The sequence below is a fragment of the Chloroflexota bacterium genome, assembly GCA_013152435.1.
Lineage (GTDB): Bacteria > Chloroflexota > Anaerolineae > DUEN01 > DUEN01 > DUEN01.
In genome coordinates this window covers 48,269-69,111 of the sequence record JAADGJ010000061.1, presented here as the reverse complement: position 1 = coordinate 69,111, position 20,843 = coordinate 48,269, and the positions used below count along the sequence as shown (strand labels likewise).

The window sequence follows — 20,843 nt, the reverse complement described above, 5'->3', positions numbered from 1 at the left end:
GAGAAGATAAGGTGATGACCATGGCCACCACATGCCCTAAATGCGGCGCCGATCAGCCCTATCCCACGGACTTCTGTCTATCCTGTGGGCTCCCGCTGCAAACGCGATGCCCACGCTGCGGCGCGCCCGTCCGCCCGGGCGCCCAGCGCTGCCCACAATGCGGCTCTCGCCTCACGGATCCCCTCTCCTTTGAGGAGCTTTTCGGCGCGCCGACGACCCTGCAAGGGCGCTACACCATCGAAAAACGGCTGAAGCGCGGGCATGCCACCGCCGTCTATCTGGCGCGTGATCAGGCTCTGGGAAGGCGCTGCGTGATCAAGGAGTTCCATCCGCGCCGCCTGCCCGACGACTTCGAGCGCGACGAGGCGCAGCGATCGTTCCACGCGGAGGCGGCCCGCTGGGCCCAGGTGCGCCATCCACGTCTGGCCCGCATCCAGGACATGTTCATCCAGGCCGGCCGCTCGTACCTGGTCATGGAGTGGGTACGCGGGCACAGCCTGCGACGCCTGATCGCGGATCCCCGAATGGAGATCGACGAACTTACCGCGGTGGCCTGGGCGCTGCAAATCTGCGACGCGCTGGCCTTCCTCCACGGCCAGACGCCACCGCTCATCTTCGGCGACCTGAACCCCAGGCATGTGATGATCACCACGGAGGGCCGGGTCAAGCTGATCGACTTCGGGCTGAGCGCGTGGTTCACCCCATGGGACCAGGGCCCTCCACGCTATCGCGGCAGCCCAGGGTACGCCGCGCCGGAGCAACGAGAGCGATGGGAGGCCGACGCCCGCAGCGATCTCTATGCGCTGGGCGGCCTGCTCTACCACATGCTCACCCGACAGGCTCCCAATCAGCCGCCCATCCGGCTGAACGAATTGCCACCGGCCCTGGCCCAGATCATCCGCCGGGCGCGCCAACGCGCGCCCGAACGTCGCTTCCCCTCCGCCCAGGCCATGCGACGCGCCCTGGCGAAGGCGGCGCCCGGCGTCCCGTCCCGTCCAAAGGAGGAAGCCCCGCAGGAGCCCATCGAGCCCTCCTCCTTCGCCGCGCCAACCCGGCCAGCCGCGAGCGCCATCGTCGCGCACCCGACCCTGGATCCCTGGGCCGACCTGCGATCCCATCTGGCGGAGCAGGCCCGAAGCGATTGGCTGCGCGCCGTGCGACGGTTCTACGGGGGGCAAACCCTGGACCAGCTGCAACGTGAGATCGCCCGGCTGGCGGAGGGCGAGCAGGATCACATCGCGCAGCAGATCCAGGCCGCCCTGGAGAGGGCGGAAGAGCTACTCGACCGGGGAGAGATGGAGGACGCGCTGGGACGCCAGGTTCTCTTCGCCCGCTGGCTGGCGGAGATCAAGGCCACGCCGCCCGATCCGGAGTTCATCGTCCGCCCACAGCGGTTCACCTTCGGCGGGCTGACCCGCCGCGTGGCCAAACGCACAGCTTTGCGCATCCGGAACACGGGACAGGGCGTGCTCGTGGGCGAGGTGGAAAGCACGTTGCCCTGGCTGGAGGTGCGAGACGCCCGCTTCAGCTGTCGGCCCGGCGAGGAGGCGCGTGTGATCGTCGTGGCCCACGGCAAACAGCTCCCATTGGAAGGGGAGCGCGCCCCCCGGGCGCTGCGCATCATCACGAACCGGGGAGCGACCTGGATCCCGGCCCTGGCCAGCCTGATCGTGCCCTCTCTGGCCGTCCAGCCGACATCGATCGACTTCGGGCAGGTCCGACACGGGCAGGAAGCCCAGGCCGAGATCGTGATCGCCAATCAGGGGGGCGGCGAGATCCAGGGGGCGGTGAGGAGCACGGTCACCTGGCTCTCGGTCACCCCTCGCCAGTTTCAAATCGGCGCGGAGGAAGGGCAAAAGATCCACGTGAGGTTCCATGGGGATCTGGCCCCGCCGGGCGTCGAGGAGGCCGCCGACGTGCTGGTGGTGGACAGCGACTATGGGCAGGCCCGGCTCTCCGTGCGCTGGCGCTGGGCCGAGCCGGAAATGGTCCTCGCGCCAGAGAAGCTGGCGTGGGGTGCGCGGGAGCGAGGATCGGAGGCGGAGATCACCCTCACCATCACGAACTCGGGCACGGCGCCGCTGGAGGGACGCCTGCTGTCCCGCTGCGACTGGATCGACGTATCGCCGGAACGCTTCTCCTGCGCGCCCGGCGAGTCGCAATCCATTCGCGTACACGCCCATCTGGAGGGGCTCCCAGCCGGGGTCACCGCCCTGGGTGAGGCGCTGGTCATCGAGAGCAACGCCGGGCGCAAGATCCTGGCCACCTCCGTGGAGATCCTGGCCCCCGTGCTGCAGGTCAAACCGATCTCCCTGGATCTGGGCGAAGCGGAGTGGGGCGAGGTGCGCCGCGGCAGCCTGCGGATATCCAACCAGGGCACGATCCCACTAAGGGCCAACCTGAAGGCGCTCCTCCCCTGGCTCCACCTGGAGCCCACCGAGATCGAGTGCGCGCCGGGGAAATCCGCGCGCGTCGTCGTCGAGGCACGCACCGAGGAGATGCTGCAGGGCGGAGACTGGCAGGCGGCCCCGGGCATCCACATCGAGAGCAACGCCGGGGCGCGAGACGTCCCGATCTCGCTCCTGGTGTACAAACCCGAGATGCAGGTAGAGCCGGAGTTCCTGAACTTCGGTGTGATCCCCCGGGAGGGGGTCGGAGAGCTGACCCTGTATATCAGCAACCCGGGCACAGCCCCGCTGGCCTGGTCCCTCTCCAGCGAGGCGCTCTGGCTGGAGGTGACGATGCCCCAGGGGACCACCCCGCCGGGTGAGACGTCCCAGGTGCACCTGTATGCTTACGGGCTGGCCGTCCCCGCGGATCAGGACGAGGCGCAGATGGCCCTGATCATCGAGAGCAACGCGGGCGAGCGAACCGTCCAGGGCGCCGTGGCCATCGCACGTCCTCAGCTGTGGGTGACGCCCCCGCTGCTGGACCTGGGCACCAGCGCGAACTACGTCCCGGTGGAGGACATCCTCAGCCTGTTCAATCGCGGGGTAGGCGAGCTCTCGGGCACGATCCGGGCCTCCGTCCCCTGGCTGACGGTGGAGCCCGACACCTTCCAGATCCCCACCGGCGGCCAACAACCCATCACGGTGAGGGCCACGCCGGAGGGCCTGCGCGAAGGGGAGAACGTCATCGAGGGGGCCCTGGAAGTCATCAGCAACGCGGGACAGGAGCAGGTGGACATCCGCATCAAGATCCAGCTCAGCGGGCAGCTGGTGGTAGGATCCAGCCGGCTGACATGGACATTGGGAGAAACACCGCCTATCCTGCGGCTGAAGAACACGGGCTACGCGCCGATCTCCGTGACGGTTCATCCACAGGCGGAGTGGCTGCGCGTCAACCGGGATCGGCTGGTCGTGAAGCGAGGGAGGGGAGCTCGGGTCGAGCTGGCGATCCGGGAGGAGGCGCTGCCCGCGAACGACGTCCTGGAGACGGAGATCGTGCTGGAACAGCCCGATCAGACCACCCGCATCCCGGTGGTCGTCACACGCGGTGAATGATGCACAAGGGTTAAAGAAAAGAGAGCGGGGGAGGAAATCCCCGCTCTCCGATCACGCTCCTGCAGGGCGATCCGGCCTCATCACACCTGCGGCAGGCTACGCCGCATCAAATCGTAATTCTCCAGCGCCCGGCCGGCCCCCAACGCCACGCAGGCCATCGGATTCTCCGCGATGTAACACGGCACGCCCGTCTCCTGCGTCAGCAACTGATCGAGGTACCGCAGCTGAGCGCTGCCCCCCGTCAACACCATGCCACGATCGATGATGTCGGCCGCCAACTCCGGCGGCGTCTTCTCCAGCGTCGCCCGCACCGTGCTCACGATCGCGTTCAACGGCTCGGCGATGGCCTCCGTCACCTCTCCGGCCGTGATCCCGATGGTCTTGGGCAAACCCGACACCTGGTCTCGTCCCTTGACCTCCAGGGAGAGATCGGGGTCGATGGGCAGGGCGCTGCCGATCTTGATCTTGATCTCCTCGGCCGTCTGCTCGCCGATCATCAGATTGTACTTCTTGCGGATGTAGGTCTGGATCGCCTCATCGATGCGGTTGCCGCCCACGCGCACCGAACTCCACACCACGATGTCATACATGGATACCACGGCCGCCTCGGTCGTGCCCCCGCCGACATCGACGACCATGTTGCCGGTGGGCGTGCCGATGGGCAGCCCGGCCCCAAACGCGGCCGCCAGCGGCTCCGGGATCAGGTGCGCCTCACGCGCGCCCGCCTCCAGGGCCGCATCCCGCACGGCCCTGGCCTCCACGCTGGTGACCCCCTTGGGCGTGCTCACCATCACGCGCGGCTTGAACAGCGGGTTACGGCCGCACACCTTGCGGATGAAATACCGCAGCATGGCCTCGGTGACCACGTAGTCCGCCACCACGCCGTTGCGCAGGGGACGAGCCACCTCGATGGAGTCCGGAGACCGCCCCAACATATCACGAGCCTCATGCCCGACCGCTACGATCTTATTGTCCCGCGTGGAGATCGCGACAACAGACGGCTCCTGCATGATGATGCCACGGCCCTGAACGTATACCAGGACGTTCACCGTCCCCAGATCAATGCCGATGAGCTTTTCAAACATACCGGTTCACTCTTTAACGCAGGATAGTTGCAAGAGCCCGAGGCGATACGTCTCCAGCCCTAGTGTTGTGCCCCCGGCGGCGAGGTGGATCGCTCCCGGCGACGGCGGACCTTCTCGGCGACACGCAATCGAACCAGCGAGCGCCGCAAGGCGGCCTCCGCCCGGGCGAAGTCGATATTCTCCTGGTGACGCTGCCGCAGCCGCTCCTCCGCCCGACGACGCGCCGCCTCCGCGCGGGAGATGTCGATCTCCTCCGCCCGCTCGGCCGAGTCGGCCAGAATGGTCACCCGATTCCCGTTCACCTCCATGAAACCGCCGCCGATGGCGATCAGGACATCCTCCTCGCCCTCCTTGCGGATGACCAGCTCGCCATAGGTGAGCGCCGTCATCAACGGCGCGTGGTTCGGCAGGATCCCCATCTCGCCCTCCACGCCGGGCGCGATGACCATATCCGCCTCCCCGGAGTAGACGACGCGCTCAGCAGTCACGACCTCACAATGCAAGGTAGCCATACACGTCCCCTGACCCGGCTATGCCTCTCCCTCCTGCTGGAGCCGCTTCGCGTTCTCGACGACCTCATCGATCGTGCCCGCCATGTAGAACGCCTGCTCGGGCAGATCGTCGTGCTTCCCCTCCAGGATCTCCTTGAAGCCACGCACCGTCTCCCGGATGGGCACGTAGCGACCCTCCCGACCGGTGAACTGAGCCGCGACGAACATCGGCTGCGTCAGGAAACGCTGGATCTTGCGCGCTCGCGCCACCGTCAGCTTGTCCTCATCGGAGAGCTCGTCAATACCCAGGATGGCGATGATGTCCTGGAGATCCTTGTAGCGCTGCAACACCCGCTGCACCTCTCGGGCGACCTCGTAGTGCTCCTCCCCGACGATGCGCGGGTCCAAGATGCGCGATGTGGAGGCCAGCGGGTCCACCGCCGGGTAAAGCCCCTGCGCCGCCAGGGAGCGCTCCAGGGAGATCGTCGCATCCAGGTGGGCGAACGTGGTCACCGGGGCGGGATCGGTGTAGTCGTCAGCGGGCACGTAAACGGCCTGCATGGACGTGATGGATCCCCGCCGGGTGGAGGTGATCCGCTCCTGCAGATCGCCCATCTCCGTGCCCAGGGTCGGCTGATACCCCACCGCGCTGGGCATGCGCCCCAACAGCGCCGAGACCTCGGAGCCGGACATCACGAATCGGAAGATGTTGTCAATGAAGAGGAGGACGTCCATGCCCTGGTCCCGGAAGTACTCCGCCATGGTCAGACCGGTCAGGCCGACCCGCAAGCGCACGCCCGGCGGCTCATTCATCTGCCCGAAGACCATCACCGTCTTGTCGATGACGCCGGACTCCTGCATCTCCATCCAGAGCTGGGTCCCCTCACGGGTGCGCTCCCCCACACCGGCGAACACGGAGACGCCACCGTGCTCCATCGCGATGTTGCGGATCAGCTCCATGATGATCACGGTCTTCCCCACACCGGCGCCGCCGAAGATGCCGGTCTTGCCGCCTTTCGTGAAGGGAGCGATCAGATCGATCACCTTCAGGCCGGTCTCAAAGACCTGCACCTCGGTGATCTGCTCCTCAAAGGACGGCGCCGGCCGATGGATGGGGTAGTAATCATCCGCCTCGACCTCGCCCGCCATATCCACCGGCTGCCCCAGCACGTTGAAGATGCGCCCCAGCGTCCCCTTGCCCACGGGCACGGTGATCGGCGCGCCGGTATCCACGACCTGCATCCCCCGACGCAGGCCGTCCGTGCTTCCCATGGCCACGCAGCGCACCCATTCGTTCCCCAGGTGCTGCTGCACCTCCAGGACCAGCGTCTCAGACTCGCCGGATCCGTCACCGCTGGCGCCATTGGCACGCTCAATGGTAAGCGCGTGATAGATCTCGGGCAGCTCGCCGAAGGGAAACGCCACGTCCACCACGGCGCCCATAACCTGCACGACCCTACCGATAGACCCCTTTGCCATCCATCCCTCCCAACCCTAAGGCCTGATCGACGGCTATCGCTTCCGTCCCATCGCCTCCACGCCACCCGCGATGTCCAGCATCTCCCGGGTGATCGCGTCCTGACGCGCTCGGTTGTAGCTCAGCGTCAGCGAGGCGAGCAATTCATTCGCGTTCTCCGTCGCCGAACGCATCGCCACCATGCGAGCCGAGTGCTCGCTGGCCAGCGCCTCCAGCACCGCCTGATAGATCTGGATCTCCGTGAACCGTGGCAGGACGATGTCCAAAATGCTCTGCGGGTCCGGCTCGTAGATGTATTCCCCCACCCTCTCCGGGGGTTCCTCCTCCTGCACCACGGTACTGGCCACGCCGATCCGGCGATGCGCACGCGACGTGGGCAGCGGCAGAAGCCGCCGGATCACAGGCCGCTGTACGAGCGTATTGACGAACTGCGTATACCCCAAATAGACCTCGTCCACATCGCCCTTGAGGAAGACTTCGATGACCGTGCGGGCGATGGGGGTGATATCCAAGATGCCGGGCTGCGGCGGAAGATCGCTGAACTCGGCCAACAGGTTCTGGCGGTGACGCGCCATGAAGGACGCCCCCCGTCTGCCCACGGCGATCACCTGCACCGGCTGCTCCGCATCCAGGATAAAGCGGGAGGCCACGCGCAACATGTTCGCGTTGTAGGCGCCGCACAGCCCTTTATCCGCCGTGATCAACACCAGGGCCACGGCATTGATCGAATCCCGCACCTCCAGAAGCGGATGCAGGGTGCCCGCGGCCACCTGCTGCGCCGCCAGATGCTTCAAGATCTGCCAGGCCCGATCGGAGTAGGGGCGGGTCCCCAACACCTGGGCCTGGGCACGCCGCATCTTGGACGCGGCGACCATCTGCATCGCCCGGGTTACCTGGGAGACGTTCCGGATCCCCCGTATGCGGCGCCGAATCTCACGCAGACTTGCCACGATCCTCTCCCTCGCTCACCTGCACATCTCACACCGTTGCCTGGCCGGCTCCGCCCATCCCCGGCCGCAGCGTCGCACCCCTTTAGACGTCCCGACGAACCGCCTTAAATCTGGACCGTCGCCTTGAACTCCTCGATGGCCGCCCGCAGCAGGGTGATGGTATCCTCGGTCAGCTCCTTGTCCCGCATGATGGCCCGCCCGATCTCGGGATGCTGGGTATCCATGAACTTGTGGAACGCGCTCTCCCAGTCCCGGATCTTCTCGATGGGCACATCGTCCAGGTAGTTATTGACGGCGGCGAAGATGATCATCACCTCGTGGTCGAGCGACATCGGCTCGTACTGAGGCTGCTTGAGGATCTCGCTGAGCCGCTGGCCTCGCTCCAGCTGGCGGCGGGTGGCCGGGTCCAAATCGGAGCTGAACAGGGCGAAGGCGGCCAGCTCCCGATACTGGGCGAGCTCCAGTCGCATCCGCCCGGCGACCTGCTTCATCGCCTTCGTCTGGGCATCACCGCCGACGCGCGAGACCGAGATACCGACGTTCAAAGCGGGCCGCTGACCGGCGTAGAACAGGTCCGGCTCCAGGTAGATCTGCCCATCGGTGATGGAGATCACGTTGGTGGGGATGTAGGCCGACACATCGCCCGCCTGGGTCTCGATGATGGGCAGAGCGGTGAGGGAGCCGCCACCATACTTGGGGTGCATGCGCGCCGCCCGCTCCAGGAGACGGGAGTGCAAGTAGAAGATGTCGCCCGGGTATGCCTCACGGCCCGGGGGACGGCGCAACAGAAGCGAGATCTGCCGATAGGCCCAGGCGTGCTTGGTCAGATCGTCGTAGACGACCAGCGCATCCTGTCCCTGCTCCATGAAGTATTCCCCGATGGCACAGCCGGCATACGGGGCGATGTATTGCAGCGCGGCCGGATCCGAGGCCGAGGCCACCACGACCGTGGTGTACTCCATCGCGCCGTACCGCTCCAGTGTGGCCACGACCTGCGCCACGCTGGCCCGCTTCTGGCCGATGGCGACGTAGATGCAGAACAGGTCCTGCCCCTTCTGATTGATGATGGTATCGATGGCGATGGCCGTCTTCCCGGTCTGCCGGTCCCCGATGATCAGCTCACGCTGGCCGCGACCGATCGGGATCATGGCGTCGATGGCCTTGATCCCCGTCTGGACCGGCGTATCCACGTTCGCCCGGTAGATAACGCCCGGGGCGATCCGCTCGATGGGGCGGTACTCCCGAGCTTCGATGGGTCCCTTCCCATCGATGGGTTCACCCAACGCGTTCACCACGCGCCCCAACAGGGCCTCGCCGACGGGCACCGAGGCGATGCGCCCCGTGGAGCGCACCTCGTCCCCCTCCTCGATGCCGATGTAGTCTCCCATGATGACGATACCCACCTGCTCGGCCTCCAGGTTGAGGACCATCCCCGTCACACTATGAGGCCGGGTGGCCGTCGGAGGGAACTCCACCAACTCGCTGGCCATCACGCCGGCCAGCCCCGAGGCGCGCGCAATCCCATCCCCCACGTCCAGCACGTATCCGACATCGACCGTCTCTACCGGCGCCTCGAAAGTCTCGATCTGACGCTTGATCTGTTCCGTGAAATCTTCCAGCCGGATCGCCATCTACACCTCCTCCGCCCGAGCAGCCAGGTCGCCTAGAGCGCGCGGGTCAGCTGCGCTCGCATAGCAGCCAACTTGCTGGCCAGGCTGCCGTCGATCACTTCATCGCCCACTTTCACGATCACCCCGCCCAGGATCTGAGGATCCACGCGGAAGTCGAACTCCAGATCGCCGCCGAACCGCTTGATCAGCCGCTCCCGCAGCTGTTCCTTCTCCTCCTCCGTGAGCGGGACGGCACTGATGACGCGGGCGATCCGGGCCTCCGGCCCCCTCCGGGCCATGTGCTCGAACTCGATGATCACCTCGTCCAACAGGTCGATCCGCCCGTCCTTCAGAAGCACATACAGGAAGTTCCGCACATCCTCTCCGACATCGTCGGGCAGGATCTCGTCCAGCGCCTTCCGACGCTCCGTGAAGGACGCGCTGGAGTTGAGCTTCTCGCGCACGTCCGGATGCGTCGTCAGGGCCTGCCTGACCGCGCTGAGCCGACGCAGCCAGGAGCTCAACGCGGATTCATAGGCGGCCTGCGCGTACTTGCGGGCGATCTCCGTCCGCTCCATCGTTGCGCTGCTCACGATGCGACCTCAAGCTCATTCAAGAACTCGTGGACCAGCTTGCGCTGGGCCTGCTCATCCACCGTCTGGCTGATCAACCTCTCGGTAGCCAGGATCACCAGCTCAGCGACCTGCTCCCGGGCCTGCTCCAGGATCCGCTCACGCTCACGCTCCGCCTCCTCCCGTGCTCGCGCCCGGATCTCCTCCGCCTCCTGGCGGGCCTGCTGCAGGATCTCCTCCCGCAGGCGCTCGCTGGCCTGCATGGCCTTCTGGATAGCCTCCTGGCTCTCACGCCGGGCTGCCTCCAGCTCCTGCTGATAGCGCTCCCGTTCCGCCGCGGCCTCCTGCCTCACCCGATCCGCCTCGGCCAGGCTCTCCCGAATCCGCTCCTTGCGGGTCTCCAGCATGTTGAGCACGGGCTGATACAGGAACTGCTTTAGCAGGAACAGCATGATCCCGAAGTTGACGATCTGGGCAATCAGGTAATTGAGATTGATGCCTAACTTCTCCACTCGCGACCTCCTCCACCTTACGTCATGCTGCACACGGCGGCGCGCAGCAAATGCCCATCTCGTCTACACGAACTTGAGGATCAGAGCCATCACCAAAGCGTAGATCGCCACCGCCTCAGCGAACACGATACCGAGGATCATGTTGGTGCGGATCTCGCCGGCCGCCTCGGGGTTGCGACCGATCGCCTGCATGGCCCCCATCACCAGAAGGCCAATCCCGATGCCAGGACCGATAGCGCCCAAGCCGATCGCAAGACCTGCAGGTAGGAACTCCATGTTCTCCATACCTCCTCTAAAGGGATCTGATGCCTGAATACGGGGTCACGAATGTATCTATACCAAAGTTCAATGAGAAGCTTCCTGGTGCTCTTCGTGGCCATCATGGGGAACCACAGCCATGGAGGCGAAGACGACGAGCAGGATGGCGAACACGAAGGCCTGCATGAACCCGACGAAAAGCTCCAGCCCGTAGAAGGGCAACACGGCCAACATCGGGATCAGGAACGGGATCACGAATAGCAAGACCTGCCCCGCGAAGATATTGCCGAAAAGTCGGAAGCTGAAGGAGATGATCTTGGCGAACTCGCTGATCAACTCCAGGATCCCCACGAATGCCTCGATGAAGCCGCTGAAGTTAAAGAATTTACGGAAATAGGAGAGCCCCAGCGCCTGAATGCCGACCACCTGGACATACACCATCACGATCAGCGCCAGCGCCAGCGGCAGATTCAGGTCTGAGGCCGCCACCCGCAGGAAGGAGACGAGCACGTACCCGTGCTCCGACTCCTCCGGGGTCAGGATGGCGATAGGCCCCAGATCCTTGATCGCATAGGCGCGCATCCCCTCCTTATGCGCCGGCTCGATGATGCCGATGCTGTCAAACCCGGGGGCCAGCTCCCACCAGTTCGCGATGAGCAGGAACGAGAGGATCGTCATAAAGAGGGGGAAGAAACGGCGCGCATTGTCCCCCGCGATCTCCTCGACCATGTTGTAGAAGGACTCAATGAACCACTCCACCAGGTTCTGCAGCCCCGAGGGGACCAACTTCATCTGGCGGTTCACGGCTATCACGATGGCCAACAGCGTGATGTCCGCCAGCAGGGTGGCCAGCAACGTGTTGGTCACGGGGAATCCAAAGATCGTGAACCCAGGGATGTGCTCAGCGGGGAGTTGAATCGTGGGCAACGGCACCGGAAACAGGATGCGGCTGCCAATGATCAGAACGAGCGTTCCCACAACAATCGCCGTGGTTCGAGGGGTAAAGAACCGTCTCAGGGCGCTAACGACGTTGTGCACACTGCCTCCTCACTGTTTACCTTTGCGAGCCGACGGCTGCGCCAGCCTTATGTATGTACGCCGAATGATCCGCCAGATCCCCACCGTGGCGATGGTCACACCGACCAACACCCCCGCCAGGGTGAGCCACGGCTCCGTCTCCAATCGACGATCCGCCCAGACGCCAACAGCTAAAGGGACCGCAGTGAAGACCAGAACGACTACGGTCAGATAGAGAAAACGAAAAAGAAGAGGATGCCTTTGGATCATTATGCCCGTGCCCATTCACGCCACGCTGCAGGAACGGAGATTCTCATGATCCTCTCGGCACACCCCGGGATTATAGCAGAACAGAACTTACAGGGCAAACTCTACCCCATGAAAACATACAAACTCGCAAAACAAACTCGCAAAGGTGGCGCCGCGCGTAAGCGTGATACCGTTGAAGCCTTGTGGCCTTTATCCGGCCCACCCACCCGGCAACCAGATCTCATCATATGATCCGATGTTCGGGCGGAGTATAACAAAGGCCGTGCTCTCGTGCAAACTCGCCCCGGCCCACCGGGAGCCTGACGCCCCCCGTTACGCCCCGGCCCCTTCCTCAACAAAAAGCGAGGCAGGGACAGAGCAAGCTCCGTCCCTGTCTCGTTATTCGACTCCTCACCAACGGGACCTGTGCGGGCCCAAGTCGGCCTGCCCGTAGGGCTCTACTTCCACTTGATCGTGCAGCCCACGGGCGGCGTCTCCGCCACCGGGGGATCCTGCCCCGCCAGCACGGCATCCAACGCATCTCGCAGGTAGTGATGTTGCACCGCGCTGGGGTCCTCGTAGTTGTCATCGATCGCGCCGTGATACCGCAGGATACCTTCCCCATCGAACAGGAACACCTCCGGCGTCCGCTCGGCCCCGTACGCTCGCGCGACCTCCTGCGTCTCATCGTACAGATACGGGAAGTTGAATCCCTTCTCCTGAGCCCGCTCCTTCATCTTCGGGAAGCTGTCGTCCGGATACTTCGTCGCGTCATTGGCGTTGATGGCAATGAGCTGCACACCCTTGTCCGCATAATCCGCCTGGATCTGGATCATCCGATCCTCCCAAGCGCGCACATACGGGCAGTGATTGCAGCTAAAGATCACGGCCACCGCGGCCTTGTCGGCATAATCCGACAGCGCATGCTGCTGATCATCGACGAAGGGGATCGCCTTATCACCGATTTTCAAAGCAGCCATCGTTCTCCTCCCTTTCTTGCTTCCTAGCCTCAAAGATTCGTCTCGTACACGACCTCATCACTCCGCCTCATCCGTGCACGCTCAACGATCCGCCGCGGAGCGCAAAGCCCTGCGGATCATCTCCGTTGACGGCAACGGGGAGATCCGCCCATCCTCCAACCGATAAGCCCGACAGGTCAACGCGTAGTATGCATCGGGCGGCGGCGGGTCGATATCCCTCCCGTCCACCCGTATCGTCGGTGATCCGATAAACTGCAACGCCTGCGCCTGTTCCTCCGTCTCCACCTTGATGATCTCGATCTCCTCCTGAACGCCCTCCTCCGCCATCACCTGCCGCAGACGGGCCAACGCCTGCTCATGGGAAGGGCAATCCTCATAGTACAGGAAACAGATCTTCACACGCTCCCTCCTACATGTCCACATCGGCCGCGAGCGGAGCGGCCCCACCTCACACCGATCACCTCCAGCGATTCCATACCTCCTCGGCGATGGCCAGCGAACGCCCGGCCAGATCCGTGATGCGGGAGAAATCGTAGCCGGCGACCATGCTGCGCACCGTGTTGTTCAGCGGCCCCACCCACTTATACGGCAGCGCGTCCGCTCCGATCATGGCGCCGATCACGGAACCGGCCGTGGCCCCGTTACAATCGGTGTCCCATCCCCCCATCACCGCGATGCAGATCGTCCTTTCAAAGTCCCCCGCGCCGTACACCAGGCCCAGGGTGACCAGGGCGGCATTGTTGATGGTATGCACGCCATGGTAATGGCCGTACTTGCGGTGGATGCGCTCCCACGCCTCCTCCCAGTCATCCGTCTCCTCGCGCCAGCGCATCACATCCCGGATGGCCTCCGCCACCCGGCTGTTCGCCGGTATCTCACTCAGGCCCACCTCGATCACATGCAGGATATCCTCCATCGTGTGGCCGGGTGCGACCAACGCCGCCGCCAGCATGGCGGCCACCCACATCTCGCCGTAGATGCCGTTCTTCACATGGCTGAGCGCGGCGTCCCGATAGGCGAACTCGGCGGCGACCTCAGGGAGCCCCGGCGCCGCGTAGCCAAAGCCGTCGGCGCGGATCTGAGCGCCGATCCACTCCCGGTAAGGGTTGTAGCGCGTGGCCGATAGGGGTGGATCATACCCCTCCACCAGATTGCGATACGCCACCCGCTCCGCCGTATATACCTGATGGTAAGGCAGCAGCTGCAGCCAGGTCTCCCCCACATTCTCCGTCGTGAAGTCCAATCCGTAGGTCTCCAGACAGTGCAGCCCCAGGATCGTGTAATCGATGTCGTCGTCTCGAGCCATCCAGCGGATACGTCCTCGCGCCGTCTCCCGATAATTCTCGTGCAGCTCCAACCCTTCCGGGAACGGGTCGATCACGGGGAAATAGGAGCGAAGCGGATACTCCCCGGCGATCTCCAGATAGCGACGGATCTTCTCGCGAGACCACCCCTCAACCGGCTTGCCCAGGTTGCAGCCCGCGCAACGGCCGAGGTACGCGCCTAGGATACGATCCTGCAATCGGGCCTTATCCGGGGTCGCCGGGATATGGCGCGGCCCCGACGGCCGCAGAGACCGGATGGTCGGCAGATCCGACGGCTCCTCGTACGGGAAATCCCGTCGCGGCACCAACTTCATCAGCTCATCGTACAATGCCAGAAGGTCGGGCACCGTCTCCGCATCCAGTGCCGCCACGCGCGGCTCCCAGTCGGAGACGTCGCATCCCTCCTCTCGGCGCTGATTGAGCTCATCAGCCAGCAACTGCTTGAGTTCCGTGACGTTCATCCCCTTCCCCTCCTACTCGCGGCCGCGCATCGATGATGACAAACTACAGGGATTATAGCATAGCGGGTCAGGAGCGCCAGCGCGAGGCCCCACGCGCCCCAGGGCCTTTTCAGAGTCGCGAGGTGATAGAGGGAAGAACCGCCGGTAAATTCCTTTTAGAGCGCGTCTGAGAAATGCCATTGCTTCTGCTGTGGGGAGGCCCGGAGGGGCGGAGCCCCTCCGGAAAAAGTCCATCTTCTGCCTTCGACCTGCCCGGCCTCGGCCTGGATCCTTCGGAAAGGGCCGAGAAAGGCAGGTGCAAGCCGGAGAAGTGAGATTTCCGTGGAGGGGGTTTCCCCTCCACACCTCCCCCTGTGGAGCTGGTAGCTGAGGGAGACCCTCAGGCACCTAGCTGGTCAATCTTCAGACACGCCCTTGGAAAAGAACACATTGAAGGAGGAGCGGGCCGATGGTTCTACATGAATAGAACACGCTTGTAGAAGCGTTGAAAGGGGTTCCGGATCCCCGGCAAGTGCGAGGGAAACGGCATGCCTGGGAGCTCATTCTGGTCTTGATTGCTCTTGGGATTCTTCTTGGTGAGAGCACACCCTACGGGATAGGGCAATGGGTTGCTGCTCATGAGGGGGCATTGTTGGCGTGGACGTGCGCATTGTGGAGTAGGCGGGACAACCGCTAGCTTCTGGCTGGGACCCGGGAGCCCTCGAGCGATATGGCTCAGATGCATACTGCGGGCCATGAAGATCCTTGCCATTCACCAGCCCATGTTTCGTACCCGTGTCACGCGCTCGTTGGGTCGAAGCCGTCGGACCCCGTCCAATACGGCACGATGTAGGTGGATGATGGCCATCCTGTCCCTCTGACGCTGATGGGTTTGGCAATCAGCATATCAGAGGACAGGGGCCATCGCCCACTCAAAAGTGTCCGATAGCTAGAGTTTGAGTGAGAACCAGGCAGCGTGCATAGCCTTGGTTACCTGTCGAAGGTATGCATTGCGTTGCCAAATGGTTTTTCCCAATAGAGATCTCAACGATACGAACGCGGCACGAAGAGGAGAGTCATATCCTCCCGATCCGTTTATGGCCTGCTGCGCGAGACGATACTCCTCTGCCTCGCGTACCAGTTCCCTGTAGTGCTCCTGCCTCCCTCGGACGTCGCTCCATCTGATCATCTCTCATCTCCTTGCGAAAGCCAATGCGACGATTGATCTCATCCTATGCGTTTGACAGATCCTTTGATGTGTATCACCGACATTTTCGCTCCTCTTTCAGTTATTGATCTTCGCGTGGTGAAAGAAACATGGGCCGCGCCATTCGTTTCGGATAAGGGCGACCCGGTGGGGCGCCCTATTCGCATCAACGGAACAGCGTGGGCGAGGCCCCCGCCTGTCGCTTTTCCCCTCCACGGGCGGTCACACCCGAAAGGGGAGGTGCGGAGGGGAAGCCCCTCCGAGGGGAAGCCCCTCCGCAGAAAAACGCTTTCTCTCGCCTTTTCCCTGCCTGGTTGGGGCTTTGGCCGGTGGCCTCCGGCCCCACGGGGCAGGTGAGGGGCTGAAAATAGGCTTCTTCGGAGGGGCTACCGCCCCCCCGGAAAAAGCCCTTCTTCTGCCTTCAACCTGCCTGGCCTCGGCCTGGGCCCTTCGGAAAGGACCGAGAAAGGCAGGTGCAGGCAGGAAAAGTGGGGTTTTCCGTGGAGGGGCGATCCCCTCCACCACCATCCCCTGTGGAGTTGGTGATTGAGGGAGACCCCTTAGACATCTTGGCTGTGATAGGATCAGGGATGACCCTGGTAAACAGCCGCCTCCATATCTCCTACAAAATACGGCAAATCCGGGTGTCCTAATTGCTGGCGAATGGCATGGGCTTCGCCCGTGTGAAAAAAGTAATGATAGATCGTGCGAAGCATCCTGGTGCCCACGCTTTCACTTGAGCGGACACTACTTTGTGCCAAAACCTTCTTGCTGGCCGTCCCGAATAAGGAGCCTTCAAATCCGTCAATCTCCTGCTCCAGATGCATCAACAATTGTTCCGTGGTTAGCGCATCCAGGAAAGCATCCGCGGCTCGGGTGATGTCGTGCCAGATTTGCCACATCTCGGCCAGGGGCGGCGTCGACGCGGGATGGCCGAAGCCGACCAGTTTATTCAATTGGGGGTGTGGCACTTCACCCTGGGGGAAAAACACAAAATAGTATTGCTCTTGGGCTGCCAGATGGCCAACCATCCAACTTATGCAGTTCATGGGCATAATGCGATGGCGAGCGTCTTTATCAGAGAGCCCATCTAAACAGCGAGCAAATTCACTGCGAGCAAAACGGATTTGGGTTACGAGCGGATGAGGTGCATTTACTCCTTTGTGCTTGGCGAGCGCAACATGATTTAGGGTTAATGCCGCATTCTCGGCAGATTGTTTGATATTCGTCACAGCCATCTCCTTCTCCAGTTTGATGGTTGAATGGTTGAGTAATCTTCTCGATCTCGGGATTCCTGAGAAGATGCCCTGCGTTTGATTGAACTTGACCCAATTATAGAAGACGCGACTTAATGGGGACTAAATAGGATTTATCAAGCGGGGGATAAATAAAACGGCAATCAAGATATTAAGTTATCATGTTGCCGGATAATTGCTTGCACCGGCACAGCATTTAAGAAGGTATTTCGGAGGATTTCATCGGTGAGGTGATCGGCGATGTGCCGAATGATTTGATGGGCAACGGTTAAGCTTGTTTTGGCGTCTTGAGGACGCTCAACATCGATATACAAGGCCGCCAAATGGGCGCGACCTTGCCAGCAAAGGGGTTGATAGTGGATGGCATCGGCCAACTGCACAGCGGTTTCTAGTTCGCTGATGGCGTCGGCCGTTCGCTCTAACCTGGCCAGAGCCAAACCTGTTAACCCATGGTAGAGGGCAACATACTTGCGCACCGTGGCCGACTCCGCTAGCGTCAAACCCTCCTCCACCAGCGAGAGCACAGCAGCGGGTTGGTTTATGGCCAGCAAACACAACCCCCGCGCGTGGAGTATGCGCAGCCGCCAGCGCCAGGCGTGGAAACCAAACACCCCGGCGTCGATCCGCTCCTGAATTTGGGCCAACATCCCCAAGGCCCGGTCCGGTTCGCCCAGGTGTAGCACATCCAGACAGACATTGAGCCGGGCGCTAACTTCCGGCGGCTCCTTAGCCCACTCCTGGGCCACGGCAACCCCCTCCTGGTCAAATTGCAGGGCCTGTTCAAAGGCACACAATTCACGGTACAGCCAGCCCAACATATTGGGTGTCTGGACAATGAGGTAGCCGTCGCCGACCGCTCCTGCTTCCACCCGGCTGCGCTGAAAGGACTCGATGGCTTGCTGGTAGTCACCATACCCGCCGTAGGCGCGTCCCAACAGATTCCAGGAATAGGCCAGTGACATCCGGTCTTCGAGCTGGGCTAACGGTTCTAGAGCCTGCTTTACGATATCGATGGCCTCGGCGAACTCGCCACGCTGGGTGTGGACAAAGCCAATCTCATTGCGGATACGGGCTGCCAGGTGGACATCGCCCAACTCGTCGCTGATGGTTTGGGCCCGGGTAATGGTGGCCAGGGCATTGTCAAGAACCCCCTGGCCTTCATAGATTTCAGTAAGCAGCAGCAGATTTTGAGCGACCAGAGCCAGATCGCCCGCTCGCTCGGCGGCAGACAACGCGGCGCGCACGTAGTTGGTGGTAACTTTGTGCTGCCGGTTGGCAAGCTGGGCCCGCGCAAACAACAGGCGAGCATAACGGCTGTCATCTTCTTGCGCTTCCGCCAGTTGGATGCCTTGCTGCAACACGGTCGTAGCCTGAGCCACCTCATCCAGCAACATGAAGGCCCGGCCCAGCCCTTCGTAGGCATCCATCTCGTCGGCTGCCCCTTCCGCTAAGGCCAAGGCCCGCTCATAGTGACGAACAGCCTGTTGCAGGGCGTAGGCGTCGAGGGCCTTCTCGCCCGCCCGCAACCAATAGGCCAGGGCCTGTCCCGTGTTCCCGGCCCGTTCAAAATGATGGGCCAAGAGTGCCGGGCGGTCCTCAGCCGATTGCGCCAGCATCTCTGCAATTTGGCCATGGTACACAACTCGACGCGCCCCGCTCAGGTCGTGGTAGACCACTTCGCGAATTTTGTGGTGGCTAAAGTCGTAACCATCTGCCGTTTCCTGCCACAATTGCCGCTGCAGCAGGCTCTCTACCACCTTCAGCAGATCCAACTGGCTCTGGCCGGTGATGGCTTGCAGCGTGGCAAAACTGAAATTGCGACCAAAAACAGCCATCCAGCCCAGCACCTGTTGCTCCAACTGCGTTGCCTGTCGCAAGCGTCCCCGCACCGACTCCTGAATGGCCTCCGGTAAGGTGATCTCTGTCGAGAGAATGTCAGCCGGCGCGGTTTTCCCCAAATCCCCCTGTTCCTGCAACAATTGAAGGATAGAAACAAGAAAGAATGGGTTGCCACTTGTTTCGCTATAGAGCCATTCACTCCAGGTAGTGGGCACGGTTTCCAGAGCGCCCAGCAGTTCATCAATGTCTGTGCTTGACAGGCGGTTTAAGGAGATGAAGGTCACGTGCGGCTCGCGTTGGAGATGATGAATGAGCGCGGCCAGGTGTTCATCGGCCGTCACTTCCTCGTGGCGGTAGGTACAGGCCAGCAATATCCGTTCGCCAGACACACGCCGGGCCAGATAGTGGAGAAATTGGAGCGTCGCTGTATCGGCCCAGTGGATGTCATCCACGTTGAGCATAAGGCCATTTTCTCCGGCGATGGCCGACAACAAATGCACGATGGCTTGAAAGAGCCGTCCCTGCTGGTTTTCGTCTGTTTTGGCGGGGACAATGGCCTGACCTGTGGCGGTGCCGGCAATTTCCGGTACCAGTGCAGCGATTTCCCTGAGCCATACGGTGGGGAGGCCGGCAATTTGCTCCGGCCATGTCTCGTTGATATGTCGGACCAGGTCTACCAGGGGTTGGTAAAGCATGGCCTGTTCTACCTGGTAACTATGGACAAAGAGCGTGGTAAAGCCCTCTTTGCCGGCGAACATAGCCGTCTCCCGCATCAGGCGGCTTTTACCGATGCCCGGCTCACCACCGACAAAGACAACACAGCCGTTGCCCTGGTTGGCCTGGTTGACCATGGCGGTCAATTGGCCGTATTCCCGGGCGCGGCCTACAAATGGTGTTTGCCTCAACGAATGAGTGCTGATGTGCGTCGATGCCGAGCGCGGGTAGACCTTCTTTTCGTCCACCCCGACTACCTGACGCCGTTGAATCTGGTGAAAGAGGTTGCTCGTTTCCGGGGCCGGTTCAACACCGATTTCCTCCCGCATTACCTGGCATACCTCATCGTACAGTTGCAGGGCGGCGGGTTGTTCACCAGTGCAATAGAGGTATAGCATCAATTGGCGATAGGTGGATTCGCGGCTGTTTTCGAGGGCGAGACTTTGGCGACACAATCCAATAGCCTGGCGGTATTGCTCTTGCTGCGCATAGGTTTCGGCCAAATCGGCCAGCAGGTTTAGATACTGTTCTCGTAACCGATCGCGGGGGGCCAGCGCCCATTCTGCGTAGGGGTCATCCTCAAGGAAATCGCCCTGGTAAAGGTGCCGCGCTTTTTCCAGGGCTTCAATACGGATGGTCGGGTCTGCTGCCTGTTGTGCCGTCTGAAGGTAATCGCTGAAAGCGTCCACGTCCAGCCAGTGGTCGCTGTGGGGATCAAACAGATAACCTTCATCGCGCTTGATGATATAAGCAGAGCGAGTCCGTGGCGGCAAATCAGGCTGCAACACACGCCGCGCTTGACTTACCGTTACCCATAGATTGTTCCGGGCTTTTTTAAGCGGCAGATCGGGCCAGAGATACTCAATGAGCCGGTCTGCCGAAACAAGATGACCCCGCTCGGTGAGTAAGATTTTGAAGAGCTGCTTGCTCTTTGATGTAGGCCAGGCTTCATCGGGAACCGCGATACTGTCTCGCCACATACTGAAAGCGCCCAAGGCCTGAATGCGAATATTCGGCACAGTGTTATCTCCCCAACATCCACCTGGCTCGTGAGGCGATCTCGGATCATACAGTCTGATCGGCTGACGGCCAAAGTGCTTCGGTTTGCTCGATCCTTAACGCTTGTTGTGAGCAGGGTCACTGAATCGAGACCTGGTCATAAATCGAGCCGCGCCCACTTGACGGGGCGCGGCCACCTCGGTAGGTTCGTGGTGCTCAACCCCACCTACCGGAGGCAGCCCCATGATATCACGGAATGCCCTTCTTGTCAGGTTGCTTTCTCTGGTTGATCAAGTGCCTTCACAAGCGAATATCGGCAGCGTCGTCGGGGACGGCCTTACGTTTATCCCACGCAGTTG

Annotated in this window: 17 protein-coding genes; 2 read left to right on the top strand and 15 right to left on the bottom strand. The window is 62.3% G+C overall.

All coding sequences use genetic code 11. From position 1 onward, the window contains the following. Nucleotides 1-20: 20 nt before the first annotated feature. Nucleotides 21-3,503, top strand: a complete 3,483-nt coding sequence (locus GXP39_08580; GenBank protein ID NOZ28093.1) for a protein kinase — start codon at nt 21-23, stop codon at nt 3,501-3,503. A gap of 80 nt (nt 3,504-3,583) precedes the next feature. On the opposite strand, the gene GXP39_08575 is transcribed toward GXP39_08580, so the two are convergent. The 13 genes from GXP39_08575 to GXP39_08515 form a co-directional block, all read right to left on the bottom strand. Beyond that, entirely contained in the window at nt 3,584-4,588 is a 1,005-nt protein-coding gene (locus GXP39_08575; GenBank protein ID NOZ28092.1) for a rod shape-determining protein, read from the bottom strand. A gap of 59 nt (nt 4,589-4,647) precedes the next feature. Further along, a complete protein-coding gene (locus tag GXP39_08570; GenBank protein ID NOZ28091.1) occupies nt 4,648-5,100 on the bottom strand; it encodes a F0F1 ATP synthase subunit epsilon in 453 nt (150 codons plus the stop codon). Nucleotides 5,101-5,118: 18 nt separating this feature from the next. Next, nucleotides 5,119-6,558: a F0F1 ATP synthase subunit beta gene (gene atpD / locus GXP39_08565; protein NOZ28090.1), complete on the bottom strand. Its 1,440-nt coding sequence runs from the start codon at nt 6,556-6,558 to the stop codon at nt 5,119-5,121. A 33-nt stretch (nt 6,559-6,591) separates the two neighbouring features. After that, entirely contained in the window at nt 6,592-7,506 is a 915-nt protein-coding gene (gene atpG / locus GXP39_08560; protein NOZ28089.1) for an ATP synthase F1 subunit gamma, read from the bottom strand. A gap of 104 nt (nt 7,507-7,610) precedes the next feature. Continuing rightward, a complete protein-coding gene (locus GXP39_08555; protein ID NOZ28088.1) occupies nt 7,611-9,137 on the bottom strand; it encodes a F0F1 ATP synthase subunit alpha in 1,527 nt (508 codons plus the stop codon). 32 nt (nt 9,138-9,169) lie between these two features. After that, the gene (atpH, locus tag GXP39_08550; protein ID NOZ28087.1) at nt 9,170-9,709 is read right to left on the bottom strand and encodes an ATP synthase F1 subunit delta; all 540 of its coding nucleotides are present in this window, start codon (nt 9,707-9,709) and stop codon (nt 9,170-9,172) included. Continuing rightward, nucleotides 9,706-10,200: a F0F1 ATP synthase subunit B gene (gene atpF / locus GXP39_08545; protein ID NOZ28086.1), complete on the bottom strand. Its 495-nt coding sequence runs from the start codon at nt 10,198-10,200 to the stop codon at nt 9,706-9,708. The genes atpH and atpF overlap by 4 nt, the downstream gene beginning before the upstream one ends. 63 nt (nt 10,201-10,263) lie before the next feature. Next, nucleotides 10,264-10,485, bottom strand: coding sequence for an ATP synthase F0 subunit C (atpE, locus tag GXP39_08540; GenBank protein ID NOZ28085.1), 222 nt, complete (start codon nt 10,483-10,485; stop codon nt 10,264-10,266). Between the two features lie 60 nt (nt 10,486-10,545). Then, nucleotides 10,546-11,496 carry a F0F1 ATP synthase subunit A gene (atpB, locus tag GXP39_08535; GenBank protein NOZ28084.1) on the bottom strand — a complete coding sequence of 317 codons (951 nt, stop codon included), beginning with the start codon at nt 11,494-11,496 and terminating at the stop codon, nt 10,546-10,548. A 9-nt stretch (nt 11,497-11,505) separates the two neighbouring features. Further along, the gene (locus GXP39_08530; GenBank protein ID NOZ28083.1) at nt 11,506-11,745 is read right to left on the bottom strand and encodes an AtpZ/AtpI family protein; all 240 of its coding nucleotides are present in this window, start codon (nt 11,743-11,745) and stop codon (nt 11,506-11,508) included. Nucleotides 11,746-12,182: 437 nt separating this feature from the next. Further along, nucleotides 12,183-12,704, bottom strand: a complete 522-nt coding sequence (locus GXP39_08525) for a thioredoxin family protein (protein ID NOZ28082.1) — start codon at nt 12,702-12,704, stop codon at nt 12,183-12,185. An 81-nt stretch (nt 12,705-12,785) separates the two neighbouring features. Then, nucleotides 12,786-13,103, bottom strand: coding sequence for a DUF2703 domain-containing protein (locus tag GXP39_08520; protein NOZ28081.1), 318 nt, complete (start codon nt 13,101-13,103; stop codon nt 12,786-12,788). Nucleotides 13,104-13,161: 58 nt separating this feature from the next. Further along, entirely contained in the window at nt 13,162-14,490 is a 1,329-nt protein-coding gene (locus GXP39_08515; GenBank protein ID NOZ28080.1) for an ADP-ribosylglycohydrolase family protein, read from the bottom strand. Between the two features lie 511 nt (nt 14,491-15,001). On the opposite strand from GXP39_08515, the gene GXP39_08510 reads away from it, so the two are divergent. Beyond that, nucleotides 15,002-15,166, top strand: a complete 165-nt coding sequence (locus GXP39_08510) for a transposase family protein (protein ID NOZ28079.1) — start codon at nt 15,002-15,004, stop codon at nt 15,164-15,166. A 1,094-nt stretch (nt 15,167-16,260) separates the two neighbouring features. On the opposite strand, the gene GXP39_08505 is transcribed toward GXP39_08510, so the two are convergent. Further along, nucleotides 16,261-16,914 carry a DUF664 domain-containing protein gene (locus tag GXP39_08505; protein NOZ28078.1) on the bottom strand — a complete coding sequence of 218 codons (654 nt, stop codon included), beginning with the start codon at nt 16,912-16,914 and terminating at the stop codon, nt 16,261-16,263. A gap of 161 nt (nt 16,915-17,075) precedes the next feature. Further along, the gene (locus GXP39_08500; protein NOZ28077.1) at nt 17,076-20,504 is read right to left on the bottom strand and encodes an AAA family ATPase; all 3,429 of its coding nucleotides are present in this window, start codon (nt 20,502-20,504) and stop codon (nt 17,076-17,078) included. Nucleotides 20,505-20,843: the final 339 nt, after the last annotated feature.